Annotated in this window: 11 protein-coding genes and 1 tRNA gene; 2 read left to right on the top strand and 10 right to left on the bottom strand. The window is 51.8% G+C overall.

What is annotated here, in order from left to right; all coding sequences use genetic code 11:
• Positions 1 to 7: 7 nt before the first annotated feature.
• The 10 genes from ACYVHB_RS06070 to ACYVHB_RS06025 form a co-directional block, all read right to left on the bottom strand.
• The gene (locus ACYVHB_RS06070) at positions 8 to 1,804 is read right to left on the bottom strand and encodes a sensor histidine kinase (RefSeq protein ID WP_461050578.1); all 1,797 of its coding nucleotides are present in this window, start codon (positions 1,802 to 1,804) and stop codon (positions 8 to 10) included.
• A gap of 2 nt (positions 1,805 to 1,806) precedes the next feature.
• The gene (locus tag ACYVHB_RS06065) at positions 1,807 to 2,937 is read right to left on the bottom strand and encodes a sensor protein KdpD (RefSeq protein WP_461050576.1); all 1,131 of its coding nucleotides are present in this window, start codon (positions 2,935 to 2,937) and stop codon (positions 1,807 to 1,809) included.
• Positions 2,938 to 3,006: 69 nt separating this feature from the next.
• Positions 3,007 to 4,209 carry a porin gene (locus ACYVHB_RS06060; protein ID WP_461050574.1) on the bottom strand — a complete coding sequence of 401 codons (1,203 nt, stop codon included), beginning with the start codon at positions 4,207 to 4,209 and terminating at the stop codon, positions 3,007 to 3,009.
• Positions 4,210 to 4,324: 115 nt separating this feature from the next.
• Entirely contained in the window at positions 4,325 to 6,052 is a 1,728-nt protein-coding gene (gene kdpA / locus ACYVHB_RS06055) for a potassium-transporting ATPase subunit KdpA (protein ID WP_461050572.1), read from the bottom strand.
• Positions 6,053 to 6,111: 59 nt separating this feature from the next.
• Complete coding sequence (locus ACYVHB_RS06050) at positions 6,112 to 6,675, bottom strand: K(+)-transporting ATPase subunit C (RefSeq protein WP_461050571.1); 564 nt, start codon at positions 6,673 to 6,675, stop codon at positions 6,112 to 6,114.
• 57 nt (positions 6,676 to 6,732) lie between these two features.
• Positions 6,733 to 8,790 carry a potassium-transporting ATPase subunit KdpB gene (gene kdpB, locus ACYVHB_RS06045; protein ID WP_461050569.1) on the bottom strand — a complete coding sequence of 686 codons (2,058 nt, stop codon included), beginning with the start codon at positions 8,788 to 8,790 and terminating at the stop codon, positions 6,733 to 6,735.
• A 44-nt stretch (positions 8,791 to 8,834) separates the two neighbouring features.
• Positions 8,835 to 10,550 (bottom strand): potassium-transporting ATPase subunit KdpA, encoded by a 1,716-nt coding sequence (gene kdpA / locus ACYVHB_RS06040; RefSeq protein WP_461050567.1) that lies wholly within the window; start codon positions 10,548 to 10,550, stop codon positions 8,835 to 8,837.
• A 17-nt stretch (positions 10,551 to 10,567) separates the two neighbouring features.
• Entirely contained in the window at positions 10,568 to 10,648 is an 81-nt protein-coding gene (locus ACYVHB_RS06035; RefSeq protein ID WP_114408399.1) for a potassium-transporting ATPase subunit F, read from the bottom strand.
• A 675-nt stretch (positions 10,649 to 11,323) separates the two neighbouring features.
• A complete protein-coding gene (locus tag ACYVHB_RS06030; RefSeq protein WP_461050565.1) occupies positions 11,324 to 11,848 on the bottom strand; it encodes a response regulator in 525 nt (174 codons plus the stop codon).
• A 567-nt stretch (positions 11,849 to 12,415) separates the two neighbouring features.
• Positions 12,416 to 12,488, bottom strand: a tRNA-Gly gene (locus ACYVHB_RS06025).
• Between the two features lie 105 nt (positions 12,489 to 12,593).
• Here ACYVHB_RS06025 and ACYVHB_RS06020 point away from each other — a divergent pair.
• Both ACYVHB_RS06020 and ACYVHB_RS06015 read left to right on the top strand, forming a co-directional pair.
• A complete protein-coding gene (locus ACYVHB_RS06020) occupies positions 12,594 to 14,645 on the top strand; it encodes an OPT family oligopeptide transporter (protein ID WP_461050563.1) in 2,052 nt (683 codons plus the stop codon).
• A gap of 139 nt (positions 14,646 to 14,784) precedes the next feature.
• The gene (locus ACYVHB_RS06015; protein ID WP_461050561.1) at positions 14,785 to 15,396 is read left to right on the top strand and encodes a SprT-like domain-containing protein; all 612 of its coding nucleotides are present in this window, start codon (positions 14,785 to 14,787) and stop codon (positions 15,394 to 15,396) included.
• The last annotated feature ends 4 nt before the right edge of the window (positions 15,397 to 15,400 follow it).

The raw sequence follows: 15,400 nt of genomic DNA, 5'->3' as shown, positions 1-15,400 counted from the left end.
AATAGAACTAAGCGACGGCTAATCGGAAGTAAAAAGCCGCGCCGAGGTCCACACCACTATGCAGGCCAATTTGCCCCCCCATTGACTGGATGAACTCTCTGGAGATGGCCAGCCCCAAACCCGTTCCACTATGCTGACCGTTGGGCTGGTAGCTACCAACCGCAGGCGCTTTAAAATAGCGGTCAAAAACGCGTTCCCGGTGCTCAGGTCGCAAACCTGGCCCGTAGTCGCGCACCGTAAATTCAACCTGGTCAGCTACCTGGTGGGTAGTAATGTCGATAGATGACTGGTCTGGGCTATGCCGGATGGCATTCGACAGAAAATTAATCAGCACCCAGGACGCCTTGTCGAGGTCAGCCTTCACAGACGGCAATTCAGGGGGGACAGTTACCGTGAAGCGAATTTGTTTCTGTTCAGCCTGCGTTCGCAGGGCATTGGTAGCTACCTGTACTAATTCGGCCGGGTTCACGGCCCGAATTTGAAGTTCAATATGCCCTGATTCGACTTGTGCCATGTTGAGCAGTTCGCCGGTCAGTCTGAGCAGGCGGTCGGCGTTTTCCTGCACGTGCGTGACCATTTCCTGCTGTTCGTCGTTTAACGTACCTAATCGCTTGTCCAGCAGCAGCTTTAAACTCATTTTGATGGCCGAAATAGGCGTCTTCAGCTCATGTGATATCGTGGCAATAAAATTCGTCTTAGCCAGATCAAGCTCTTTGTAAGACGTAATATTCTGGAGCACAATCAGGTAGCCAGCAGGAACGGTCTGGGTTTCACCAGTGGGTGTTACATCTACCGTGTGAATTTTCTTGTTGAAGTAACTTTCTTTGCCTTTACCCGTTGAACCCGGATCATAAATCTTCAGTAGATCCCCCGGCGTGTCAATACCAGCCGCGCTGGTCGATACGGATGTTTTGGCGATGACCGGATCAGTCATAGTGTCCTGAATGAGCGCCCGCAGCAAATCGTTGGAGGTGGCTACATCCGGGGCGTACTTACCCACCAACTGTTGCCGTTCAACGCCAAGCAATCGCTCGGCCACCGGATTGACGAACAGAATCCGGCGTTTTTCATCCAAACCAATAATGCCGTCGGGCATGATCTCCACCAGCGTATCAATTCGTTTCTTCTCAAACAAGACCTGGGCCAAATTTGAGTGTTCGTATTCGTCTAATTTTTGGGCCATGGAATTGAACGAACGCGCCAGTTCACCAAATTCATCACTGGAACGGAAGTTCAGCCGCTCTTCAAAATTGCGACTGGCCACTTGCTTAATGCCCCGCGTCAGTTCGCGCAGCGGATTGGCAATGTAGCTGGGTACGTTAATAACGAAGGAAAAAACGATCAGAAAAATCAACGTGCCAACGGCCGCCAGCCAAAACAGGCCGTCTTTGGCAGTCCCCTCGGCCGTTTCGCTTTTACGTGCGATGGCCTGCCGGTTCAAATCATCAAGCACAAACAGGTCCTGCCGGATTCGACTGATCGTCTGTTCGGTCCTAACGCCACTCCGTAACCGGGCGAACTCCCTTCGTACGGCGATGGTAGCCTGCTGTTCGCCTACCTCTGTGATGTTGGCTTCCTGTTTCTTCAGATTTGTCTCAAAATCTGTCAGCGCATTTGGATCATTAAGCGTAACTAACGCCTTTTGCATGTTGCTGACGAATTCGAGCGAGTCATAATTGTCCTCAAGAATCGCCTTTGAATCGTCCGACAGCTTGTTCAGGTAAAAGGCCGCCAACCCACCCAGCACCAGAATAATGCTGAAGAGAAAGACGAGCGAGAGCGATATTTTGGATTTGAGCGTCATCGTTACGAAAGGATGATCAAGTCGGTGTCCGATTCGGAAAGGCGGTTGAGGAGCTGGTTGAAAGCAAATGTGCGCAGAATAATCTGAACCAGATTGAAGTGCGGTTTACCAATGCAGACCGTCGTTACGTTCCGTTTCTGAACCTCTTCCATAATGCAGTTTACCACGTCGCTTCCCTTGGCCTGAATCACCTCTGCGCCCAGTTCAGTGGCCAATTTAAAATTATTAATCAGGTGTCGCTGAACGTCTAATCGAATGCGGTCTGGTGATTCGGCGGGCGTCTGTACGTAGAGCACATACCACCGCGAATTGAAATAAGCCGCCAGACGGGCCGTTTTGCGAATAACCCGACGGGCAATGTCCGAATTAGAACTGATACTGGCTAAGAACCGCTCCGGCTTAGCGTGCACGTTCGTCGGCATCGACGTTTCAATCTTCCGCTCGACGGCCGTGGCTACCTCGCGCAGGGCCAGTTCGCGGAGTTGGAGAATTTTCTCGGGCTGAAAAAAATTAACCAGTGCGGTTTCTACTTTAGCCTTATCGTAAATTTTACCTTCCTTCAGCCGGGTAATCAAGTCATCGGCGGTTAGGTCGATGTTCACCACTTCGTCAGCTACGTGCAGCACCCGGTCGGGCACGCGCTCGGTTACGCCGACGCCCGTAATCTCCTGCACTTCATCGTACAAACTCTCAATGTGCTGGATGTTAACCGCCGAAATCACGTTGATGCCCGCGTCCAGAATTTCCAGCACGTCCTGCCAGCGTTTCTCATTTTTTGAGCCAGGAATGTTCGTATGCGCCAGTTCGTCCACAATCGCCAGTTCGGGGTGCGCGTTGATAACGGCCTGCACGTCCATCTCCTCCAACTCGCGACCCTTGTAAAATAATTTTCGGCGGGAAATTACCGGTAGCCCTTCGGTTAATGCCTGCGTTTCGGCGCGGCTGTGGGTTTCAATAAAGCCGATTTTAACATCAATACCACTCCGCAACAGCGCATGGGCTTCCTGCAACATGCGGTAGGATTTGCCCACGCCCGCACTCATACCGATGTAAATTTTAAACTTACCCCGGCGGGACTCCTGAATGAGCCGAAGGAACTGTTCGGCAGATTGATCGCGGTCGTCGGTTTGCATACGGGTCAGTGGGTTGCTGAGCGACATTGCTATCCACGCAATGTCGCTCAGCACCGGTAGTAAGCAGCGTTAAAAACTAATTGCTAAACTCGTGGTCAGCGATGTGTTGGTTTTGCTAAGCCCGTTATCCGTCTCAAAGATGGCGTCTTTGCTGTTGTAGATTTTGCCTTCAATACGGAACAGAGCATTGGGTAAAATGGCATAGTCGTATCCTAACGAGTAACCGGTCGTCCGAAAACCAGGAATACCAATAATGACGGCGTCCCGGTCATCGTAATACTCAATCCGTCCGTTCAGGTAACTCTTGTCACTGGTGGCAAACCGGGCAATAATCACAGGCGAATACCATATGTAGCTGCCATCGCCCACCCGGCGGTCACCACTGACAACCGGCTTGCGGTCGGAGCCAATGTCGAAGCCCAGAATCACGCCGAACTTTCCAGCCGGATTGATGTAGGCGTAAAAGTTGTTGAAGAACCGACCCTGTTTGAGCGAATCCGGCCGGTCGGAACCAACAAACGAACTCCAGTTCAGCGTTAGCTTCGGCGACGGGCGGTACTGCACCTGTGTACTGACCGACGGGCCACTGTAGCCATCCAACCGCTTAATTCGCTGCCAGCCGTTTATGACTGATCCCAACAACGTCAACTTACCATTCGACGCGTTGTAGGTAAGTTTGGCACCCGACAGATAATACGGCGAGTTTTCGGCCAGAATGCTGCGGGTCAGCGTCCAGTTATCCTTCCCGATGGCCCCTTCAAAGCCGATGTGTGATGAGAAAACGCCTGCGTCGAGCCACAAATCACTCGTTTTGCTGAGTTTAACACCTGCGTTGGCTTCAAAAATATTCTTCACCAAGTCCTGCTCAGCAGCATAGTTGTACTGCGCGTACGTACCGGCCTGAATGGCCAGATTACCCCGAACGCGCTCGCCAACGTATGCGCCCTTGATGAACGCCAGATTGACGTTTACCTCCCGATTTCGCCTGAAATTGTAAAGAAAGCCGGGGCGTTCCTGATTCGTTTTCGGAGCCGTGAAGTCGTGGCTGTAGTACGCTTCTAAATAACCAGTCACGGTTAGACCGGAGTTGGGCGCGACTGTTGTGGCCGAACCGTCGGGCCGCGACTGGGTTGGAGCCGATGCAATTGTTGTGTCAGCCCCCAATCCTTTAACGGCTGGCGTCCCGGCGGTCGGCGTTCCGGTAGTATCGGCAGCCGACGTTCCGGTCACCTGGGCAAAAGAGTGACTCACAATCACCGATAATGCGACCATAGAAATGATATTTTTTTTCATGATTCAAGTTGACCCGATCTAACGGATCTGTGTGTTTTGTTGTACTCAAAATTTACTGCTACCGTCCAGTCTGGGTCAATCCATCGGTCCGTCGTCACGGCTGGGACAAAAACTCTGCAATGGGTCCAATAGCTAATGACGGAAATGAACTCAAGGCTCCGATAATAACAATGACGGCTGTTAGCAGCAGTCCGAACGTCCACGACTCCGTCGGCAGCACCCCCATTGTGGGCGGGGTGTAGCGTTTCTCAAATAAAAGCCCTCCAATAGCCAGCGGCCCAATGATAGGAATGAACCGGCCGAAGAACATGACGAATGCCGTTGACAAATTCCAGAAGGGTGTGTTATCGCCTAATCCCTCAAAGCCCGAGCCGTTACCAGCCGCCGAGGAGACATATTCGTACAGGATCGTTGTAAATCCGTGAAAGCTGGTCGGTCGGTCGTTCCCGTTGCTGAGCCAGCCGATGTCGGGATTGGCATTCTGAATGGCCACCGCCAAACCCGCTGCACCAAGGTACAGCAGGGGCAGCATGACGATCACAAACGAGGCAATCTGAATCTCCGGGATGCCCACCTTTTTGCCCAATAGTTCGGGAGTTCGGCCAATCATTAGGCTACCAATGAAGATGGCTATGATGATGTACAAAAACATGTACAAGAAGCCCGTTCCCACTCCGCCGTAAAACGAGTCCAACTGCATGCCCAACAACATAAATACGCCCGAAAGTGGTGTATAGCTGTCGTGCATCGATGTGAGCGTACCCGCCGGAATCACCACGTTTACTCCGCACCAGAAGGCCGATGCCAACGTACCAAAACGCATTTCCTTGCCTTCCAGACTTCCTGAAGACTGGTCGATGCCTAATTGCGTAATCGCTGGATTACCAATCAATTCCTGCTGCATCGTCGGAATCGTCAGCGCTAACCCGCAACCCGTCATAATCGTGAACAGGATGATGCCCAGTTTCCGGCGGTTCAGAAAATAACCCACAAAGACAACGAACGCCAGGGGCAACAGGAACACGTTGATCAGGTTCAGGAAGTAGCTGACAAAACTTGGATTCTCGAACGGATGAGCAGTATTCGCCCCGAAAAACCCACCACCGTTCGAGCCAAGGTGCTTGATCGACAGCATAGCCGCTACCGGACCGGTCGTCACCGTTTGTTCGGCACCCTGCAAGGTTTTGATAACCTGATACGGCTCAAACGTCATCGGAACACCCGTGAAGGTCAGCAATGCCGCACCCAGCAACGACAGCGGCACAAACAGCCGCGTGATCGACAGGATAAAATCCTGGTAAAAGTTGCCCACGCTCGTGCCCGTTTTGTCCTGCAACGACCGCACCACCGCTACGCCAACCGCCAGACTTGTTCCGGCTGACACAAACTGCAAAAACGTTAACACGGCCATCTGCGTGAAATAGGTTGCCCCACTTTCGCCCGAGTAGTGCTGTAGGTTCGTGCTGGTTACGAAGCTGATGGCCGTATTCAGCGCCAATGTCCATTCCATTGAGGGAATGTTGCCCCCCGTGGATTCAGCTTGGTTCCAAATAGGAATGTCGGCTTGCAGCAACAGCAGAGCGAAGGCATAGACCAACCAAACTCCATTAATGGTAAGCATCGCTACGGCATACTGACGCCACGTCATCGCTTGAGTGGAGTCAATGCCGCTAATTCGGTACATTAACCGTTCCAGCGGAACCAGAAAGCCGGAAACAGTCCGTTCACCTTTGAACACACGGGTCATGTACCGACCCGTTAGAACAGCTAAGCCAACGGCTGCACCGAAGAGTAGACCGAGACCAATAAGTTGAGTAATCACGACGGTGTCTAATTGAGAACCGGCCTATCCGGTCAACAACCGGACAAGCCGGTTATGAGCTACTTAAGTTGGTCAAGTGCCACGTTCAGAGCTAACACGTTCACTTTTGCCGGTCCGAAAATGCCCAGCAAGGGAGCCAGGGTTTGTTCGTCAACCAACTGAGTAAGTCGATCAACGGACAATCCGCGCACTTTAGCAATCCGGGCAACCTGAACTTTAGCCCCGGCAGGCGACAAATCCGGGTCGAGACCCGAACCCGATGCCGTTACCAATTCAGCGGGAATGTCCGCTTTGTTCACACCCGGATTATGCACTAAGAATGTGTCGATGCGGGCCTGCACCGCTTTCAGGTAATCGGGGTTGGAGGGCCCTTTGTTCGATCCGGCTGAACCGGCCGCGTTATACTCCACCGCCGAGGGACGGCTGTAGAAATACCGGTCTTCCGTGAACTTCTGACCAATCAGCTTGTAGCCAACCACCTTGCCGTTGACCGTCACGGTCTCGCCCTTGCCTCCGCCGGGTGCCAGGCGGGCGATACCCGCTACTAACAGGGGATAAATAACCGCCAATAATACCAGCATGACAAGCGTCAGGCGAATGGCTGGCCCAATGTGCGTTTTCATAATTTTAATCAAGTTTTGAGCTAATCAACGCACTGATTCAGTGCCTTGATTTTATCCTTACACGAATAGTCCGACGACTAAGTCAATCAGTTTAATGCCGATAAAGGGGGCAATGAGACCACCCAACCCATAGATCAGCAAGTTCCGGCGCAGCAACGCCGACGCGCCAATCGGTTTATACTCAACACCCCGCAGAGCCAGCGGAATCAGCATTGGAATGATGATGGCGTTGAAGATTACCGCCGACAAAATCGCTGATTCGGGGGAGTGCAATTGCATAATGTTCAGCGCCTGCAGGGCCGGAATAGACACCGTAAACAAGGCTGGAACAATGGCAAAGTATTTGGCTACGTCGTTGGCAATACTGAACGTCGTCAGCGTACCCCGCGTGATGAGCAACTGCTTCCCAATTTCAACGACTTCGATCAATTTCGTTGGGTCGTTGTCTAAGTCCACCATGTTTCCCGCTTCCTTAGCCGCCTGCGTACCCGAGTTCATGGCCACGCCTACGTCGGCCTGTGCTAAGGCGGGGGCGTCGTTGGTACCGTCACCCATCATGGCGACGAGTTTACCACCCTGCTGTTCGGTGCGGATGTACTGCATCTTATCCTCCGGCTTAGCCTCGGCGATGTAGTCGTCAACGCCCGCTTTCTCCGCGATAAACTTGGCCGTCAGTGGGTTATCGCCCGTCACCATCACGGTTTTAACACCCATTTTACGCAGCCGGTCGAAGCGTTCGGCAATGCCCGGCTTGATTATATCCTGTAGCTCGATAACGCCCTTTACTTCTTCATTTTCAATCACGACCAATGGCGTTCCACCATTAGCAGCAATCGCTTTGGCCTGGGTATCTGTCTCGGGGGGAAAGTGGTTGCCAACCTTTTCAACGATGTTCCGAATCGAGTCGGTGGCTCCTTTACGAATCCGCTCTCCGGTTAACAAATCAATACCCGACGAGCGGGTTTCGGCCGTGAACTTAATCAGCTTAGCACCGCTCGTGTTCAGACCGCGAGTAACGTCATTGCCCGCCAGTTCGACGATGGATTTGCCTTCCGGCGTTTCGTCGGCCAGCGAACTGAGCGCCGAAATACGGACCATATCCGCCTGCTTAATGCCGGGGGCGGGGTAAAAGTTGGTCGCTTTCCGATTACCAATGGTGATGGTACCCGTTTTGTCCAGCAGCAACGTATCAATATCACCTGCCGTTTCGACGGCCCGCCCTGATTTAGCGATGACATTAGCCCTAAGCGCCCGATCCATACCCGCTATACCGATGGCCGACAGCAGTCCGCCAATGGTGGTTGGAATCAGGCAGACAAACAGCGAAATCAGAGCCGCAATCGTAATGGTTGTATTCGCATAATCGGCGAAGGGTTTCAGAGCCACGCAAACGATGATAAATATCAGCGTAAAACCCGCCAACAGAATCGTCAGCGCGATTTCGTTTGGTGTTTTCTGCCGGGTGGCTCCTTCAACCAGCGCGATCATTTTGTCCAGAAACGATTCACCGGGTTGGGTTGTCACCTGCACTTTAATGCGGTCGGAGAGCACCTTCGTACCACCCGTCACCGACGATTTGTCGCCACCTGCCTCTCGAATCACCGGAGCCGACTCACCCGTAATAGCCGATTCGTCGATTGTTGCTAGCCCTTCGATAATCTCCCCATCGGACGGGATAATGTCGCCTGCTTCGCAGAGAAACACATCACCCTTGACGAGTTGGGCCGACGAGATTGTTTCAACCGCACCCGCCTTCCCGTTGGTTGAGCCGCCCCGAATGACTTTGGCAGGCGTTTCCTGACGGGTTTTGCGGAGTGATTCGGCCTGAGCTTTGCCCCGTGCTTCGGCAATGGCCTCGGCGAAGTTGGCGAATAGCACCGTAACCAGCAGAATGAGCGTGATAACGATGTTGTAACCCAGCGTTCCCTGCGTGGTATCGCCCGACACCGCGATGTAGATCGTTACCAGCAGCATAATCAGCGTGCCGACTTCAACGGTGAACATCACCGGGTTTTTAATGAGAATGGTGGGATTTAATTTGACGAATGACTCCCGAATTGCCGATCCAACAAGCTCTCGCTGGAATAGGCTGGGGGAGGATGATTGCTTTGCCATTTTGGTATTTTTTAGAAATATCACGCCGAATGCTCAGCGTTGCATTATTTCAGTGAGAAGTACTCCGCCAGTGGTCCCAGCGCGAGCGCGGGGAAGAATGACAGGGCGGTAAGGATGAAAATGACGGCGAAAATCATCAGGCCAAACGTCGGCGTATCAACTGGCAATGTGCCCGAAGATTCAGGAACGTACTTCTTCCGGGCCAGCAAACCCGCAATAGCTACCGGGCCAATGATGGGGATGAATCGTCCTAAGAGCATTACGAGGCCAGTCGAAAAATTCCAGAACACGTTATTATCACCCAACCCCTCAAAACCTGATCCGTTGTTGGCATTAGCCGAGGTGAATTCGTATAGCATCTCCGAAAAACCGTGAAACCCGGGGTTGTTGAGCCAGGCTGAGGGTTTCACTGCCCAGTCGGCGTCGCCATAGTTGATGAACACCCAGGCTGCCATAGCCGTACCGCCTTTCACAAGCAATGTGCTGAGCAGAGCTACAATTGACGCAATTTTGATTTCCCGAGCTTCTACTTTCCGACCGAACAGTTCGGGTGTGCGACCCACCATCAGACCGGAGATAAATACGGCGATGATCAGGAAATAGTAGAAGTTGAGCAGACCAGCCCCCACCCCGCCGTAGAAAGCGTTGACCATCATGCCCAGCAGTTCCATCATGCCCGACAGCGCCATTGACGAATCGTGCATGGAGTTGACTGACCCCGTCGAAATAACCGTTGTCGCGATACTCCAGTAGGCCGAGGCTAAGGGTCCGAAACGAACTTCTTTGCCTTCCATGGCGCCCGTCGGCTGGGCAATACCCATCTGCGCAATCGCCGGGTTGCCACTCAGTTCGCTAACAATAGTTGGGAAGACCAACAGCGCAAAACCAACCGTCATCACAGCGTAGATCATCCAGGCAAATCGTCGGCGATTGATGTAGAAGCCCAGGGCAAAAATCATGGCGATGGGAATCAACATCTGCGCAATCATCTGGACCATGTTGGTCAGGTAATTCGGGCTTTCGAGCGGATGAGACGAGTTTGCCCCAAACCAACCGCCACCGTTTGTACCGAAGTGTTTGATGGCAATCATACCGGCCGCCGGTCCGCGCGACACGCCCACCGTATCACCCTGCATGGTGATGAGGGTATCTTTTCCATCGAAACTGGCCGGGGTGCCGTTGAAAGCCAGGAAGATGGCAATAACGAGTGAACCGGGCAGCAACAGGCGGGTGATTGAGCGAGTAAACAGTACGTAGAAGTTGCCGACCGTCTCGGACATCTTCGGCAAAAAGGAGCGGAACAGCAGCACCGCAGCCGAAATACCCGTAGCCGCCGATACAAACATCAAAAACATTATGACGCCTAATTGCGTCAGATATGTCACTCCCGATTCGCCGGAATAGTGCTGTAAGTCGCAGTTGACCATGAAACTAATAGCCGTGTTAAACGCCAAGTCGGGCGTCTGCGAAGGGTTGCCATCGGGGTTGAGCGGTAAACTGCCCTGCGTCAGCAACAGCACAAACGCCAGCAGCAGCCAAACAAGGTTGATCGTCAGCAGCGCGGCTAAGTTCTGTTTCCAAGTTAGGTCAGCCGTTTCATCAACGCCCCCAATGCGATAAATAAGCCGCTCTAAGGGCTTCATGAAGTCGAAGAGGTTAGGGCTACCCCTAAAAACACGGGCAAGATACTTACCCAGCGGAATTGCCAGCAGGACCGTCAGGCCGTACATGACGATAACGCCAATCCATTCGGTAGTCATTGTATTGTGAATGATGGTTAGAATTTTTCTGGTTTAATCAGCACGTACAGCATGTACGCAAAAACCAGCAGTGCGGCAATAAAAACGAGCGTAATCATAGTGATCCGGTATTTACATTAAATGTGTTCGAACCACTCAATGGCTTTATAGAAAGCAGCAAAACAGAGCAGAGCCGAACCGATCAGCAACAAGAGAATACCCATAATTTGTGAGTGATACTGTTTAGTTTGATACGCTTATGCCAAAAAGTTGTCCACTTCTATATAGAATCAATGAATTAATAGCAACTATTTGACTGTCAGATTTTTAATAAAAAATTTACAGAGGCAGTGAGCAAAGCTTTGCAACAGACCATACCGAAATGGAATGGTGAATTCTCATTTTGGAGGCCCATTTTAGTTATTGTCTAAAAGCAGGAGTATCTATTGAATTGTATGGCAAACAGAGTCTGGTTCGGCGTAATCGTCGTAGGAGAAGGGTCGTAGAATGTATGGGAGATCAACTCAACGAAAACTTTCGGACCAAACGAAATTCAGCTTTCGGCAAGCATAAACGTTAGGTTCTAAACCATACCCACTTAAATTAGTTGTATGTTTATTATGCGGCTTAACTGACTCGTCAGTAAGTCGTATGGTGTGGATAGAAGCGGAAAGCAGACTGACAATGTCGGTCTGTTTTTTTGTGTTTAGCTAAAAAAGAGCCGGTCAGGTTGACCGGCTCTTTAAGTACCACCGTAATCTGTACTAACTCAATAAGGTGTGCTTAGCGGTCTACTAAAGGCTTACAACGCCTGGCGTTGGCTCCGCGCTGGTGTGTCGGTTCAAGTTAAAGGGAAACGGTAAAGTGACTAATTCCCACCAGTAGCGCCGGAAAGAATAGATACACTTAAGCCATTGATGATAAGTTGTGGGCTTAACAATGTAAGAAGCAACGTTATTGGCATAGGCTTGTTTAATATCCTGTTGGTCTTGAGAATGGCTTAAAACAATTAGGGGTATGTGTTGATGCTGGGGATTGCCTTTGATGAGCTTAATTAGGGACCGGCCATCTTCGGGGCGTGGTAGGTGCAGTTCCAGCAAGACCAGCCACGGGAGCTTACTTTGATCGAGCGCTGACTGTTCCAGATAGCCTACTGCCTGGGCCGCGTTATTGACCCAGACGGGTACTACTTCGGGAAAACACTGGGCCAAAGCAGACCGAATAATGAGCCAATGATCGGCGTCGTTTTCCACAACTAAAACCGGAACCCGGTCGGCTTTACGTCGTTTGAGGAGAGTAGTTTTGTCTATCTTGAGCATAAAGTGTAGTATATATTGTGATTTGACCTCACTTTAATCAATAGGTCACCGTTTAATATACAAAATTTTTATATGGCGATTTGTGTAAATGACATTAGAATATTTGTGATGAAGAGGAAAAAGCAGAAAAGCCAACCAAGTTGGTCGGCTTTTCGTGTACTCCCTTAATAGGTATTGATTGATTGTATGTATTTAGCGTTCAGGATAATTCTCATTCCCGACTTAATTCCCGCGCCAACTCTCTCAAATTATATTTTAATAGGTACATAAACGTCAATAGGGCATGATACACATTGCTATCATTTCAAAAGGAGATAGAGTGACCAAATGCGCGACGTGCTTCTGATGATGAGCGGTTCCGCTTTACTACACTAACCGACTCTCACTGTTGAGAGTCTAACTTATACCAACCCCGGCAATCGTCGGGGCTTTTTCATATTGATAGGTGAGGTTAAGTAAAGCGACAAAATGAAAATGCAAACCGTAGTGCAAACCGCCTAACCTCAACAACAAGATAAGCAGCTTACCTGATTAGGTAAGCTGCTTATCTTCAACCTATTACGAGTGAGCGGGAAATGGGGTTCGAACCCACGGCCTGCAGCTTGGGAAGCTGCCGCTCTACCAACTGAGCTACTCCCGCTTAAATTGGTTTAGTAGAACAAACATACGGGTAAACGGGGCACATTGTCAAGCCATTTCGGTAGATGCTGATTTTTCTTCACTTTTGGCCCCAAACTACGTTTACATGGTCTCCAACGCCCAACCCGTCCATAAACCTTTTATTTCTGCCACCGAATCTCCGGCGGAATTTACCCTGAAAGCTATTATCACCGGCGCTGTATTCGGTGTGCTATTTGGGGCAGCTACGGTTTACCTATCGCTCAAGGCCGGGCTGTCGGTGTCGGCTTCGATTCCAATTGCAGTGCTGGCTATTTCGCTCGGACGCCGGTTTCTGAATACCACTATCCTCGAAAACAACATCATTCAAACCACCGGTTCAGCGGGCGAGAGCATCGCGTCAGGCGTGGTTTTCACAATGCCGGGCTTTTTATTTCTGACAGATGGTGTTAGCGCAGATTTCTTCAACTACTGGACTATTCTGACGCTGGCTATTCTGGGCGGCCTGGTCGGAACGCTGATGATGATCCCGTTGCGCCGGTCGCTTATTGTGCAGGAACACGGCACACTGCCTTATCCGGAAGGCACAGCCTGCGCGTCGGTGCTGATTGCGGGCGAACGGGGTGGCGATTTTGCCAAAACGGCGTATCAGGGCTTAGGAGTAGCCCTTTTGTACGCGTTGTTACAAAAGGTATTGCATGTCATTGCCGAGGTGCCCGTTTGGGCGACAAAGCAGACCAATCGCTACTTCCCATCGGCGCAAGTAGCCGGGGAGATTACGCCGGAGTACCTCGGCGTGGGGTATATTATCGGTTTCAAAATCTCGGCCATGCTGGTGGGGGGGGGCATTCTGGCGTGGCTGGGGCTAATTCCATTACTGGCATCGGTGGTGCCAGGCGATACCATTGCGCTTCAACTTCAGAAGCTGGGCTACCTCGCTAACCTGCAAACGGCGGGCGGACCCGGCGGCTGGAACCCGGCAACCCATACGTTTGGCGATACGGCAGCGGCCATCTACCGGGCTTACATCCGGCAGATCGGCGCGGGAGCCGTTACGGCGGGCGGGTTTATGACACTGCTCAAAACCATCCCGACGATTGTATCATCCTTTAAACAGAGCTTTGGAAAAGGTCGTGTCGACACGGGTAACACGGCTGGCGTTGTACCCCGCACGGAGCAGGACCTGAGCGTACGCGTCGTTATTATTGGCAGCGTCATACTGATTGGTCTGATGGTCGTTTTACCCCAGATTCCGGGTGATTCGGTATTGACCAAACTACTGATTGCAGTGTTGGTAATCGTTTTCGGCTTCTTTTTCGTGACCGTTGCCAGCCGAATTGTTGGGCTGATTGGGTCATCGTCGTCGCCGGTGTCGGGCATGACTATCGCGACCATCATGGGCACCTCATTAGTGTTCATCGCTTTCGGATTAACGGGTAAGGTCTACGAACCAGCCGTACTGGTGGTAGGAAGCATGATTTGCGTGGCAGCCGCCAACGCCGGAGCTACATCGCAGGACCTGAAAACGGGTTATTTGATTGGGGCAACGCCCAAGTATCAGCAAATGGCCCTGTTCATTGGCGTCGTGGTTTCGTCATTAGTCGTTGGCGCAACGGTGAAAATTCTGGACTCGCCAACGCCCGACCTGTTAGCGCAGGGCATCACTCACGCCATTGGGTCCGACAAGTTTCCGGCTCCGCAGGGTACGCTGATGGCGACGCTTATCAAAGGCCTGCTGTCGTTCAACCTCGACTGGCAGTTTGTGCTGGTTGGCGCGTTCATCGCCTTTGTTTTCGAGTTAGTGGGCGTCAGTGCGCTGGCTTTTGCCGTAGGGCTGTACCTGCCGTTATCCACAACGTTGCCTATTTTTGCGGGTGGATTAGTCAAATACATTGTAGATTACGGAGCAAAACGGCGCGGTACGGTAGAAGAGGATGCTGACTTAGGCAAAGGCAACTTGTTTGCAACTGGTCTGGTGGCGGGCGGGGCACTGGCAGGCGTAGCGGTGGCGTTGTTATCGGTAAACGATGGCATATACAACGCCCTGACATCGATCACGCTCGAACCCACGCTCAGTGGGGCGCTGGGCGAAAGCGGCTATGGGTTGCTGGGAGCGCTGGCCTTCGCGGGTCTGGCGACCGTACTGTGGCGCGTGGCGACGAAAAGTTCACAACCCTAAAGCGGTGGGCTGATACCGGTCGTAATCAGCTACGGTTTGGGGTTACCTATTTGTTATCTGCTCACAGCTTCGCCAATTTACCTATAACTCCAGCTATCAGCCCACCGCTTTAGCGTTGGGATTATAAATTTTCCATCTCTTGACCGATATTTTTGACACTCACCTTCCGGCGGCATCGGCCGCGTATGGCCGGAAACTTTGGCAGCACTATGGTTTCATCTTCCGTGTGGTTCGGCCGCGCCAAACGCGGTTGGGCGATTTTCGAGTAGCGCCCAAGGGACAAACGGCCATTACGGTCAATACCGATCTGAATCCCTATGCGTTCCTTATTACGTATGTTCATGAGGTGGCCCACGCTCACGTCCATCAGGCATACCGACGACGGCAGAAACCGCACGGGCGGGCGTGGAAATCGGCTTTTCAGCGACTTATGGAACCGCTCCTGACTGATGCCGTTTTCCCAACGTTTATTCTGGAACCGTTACAAACGTACATGGCTGATCCAGCTGCCACTACGTCGGCCAACCCAGCCTTAATGCTGGCTCTACGGCAAATTGACGCGTCTGCAACCAATCAAATGACTCCGGGACGGGCTTTACTCCGCGACGTGCCGGAGGGTCAGGCGTTTCGGTTCGCAAAAAAGACGTACGTGCGCGGTACGTTACGCCGAACCCGCGTCGTTTGTAAAGAAGTAGCGTCCGGAAAATCATATGCCATTCTGGTTCATGCGCTGGTGGAGATAAATGAGTAATGTG

It is taken from the genome of Spirosoma arcticum (genome assembly GCF_054779955.1).
This window is presented reverse-complemented; position numbering and strand designations above follow the sequence as displayed.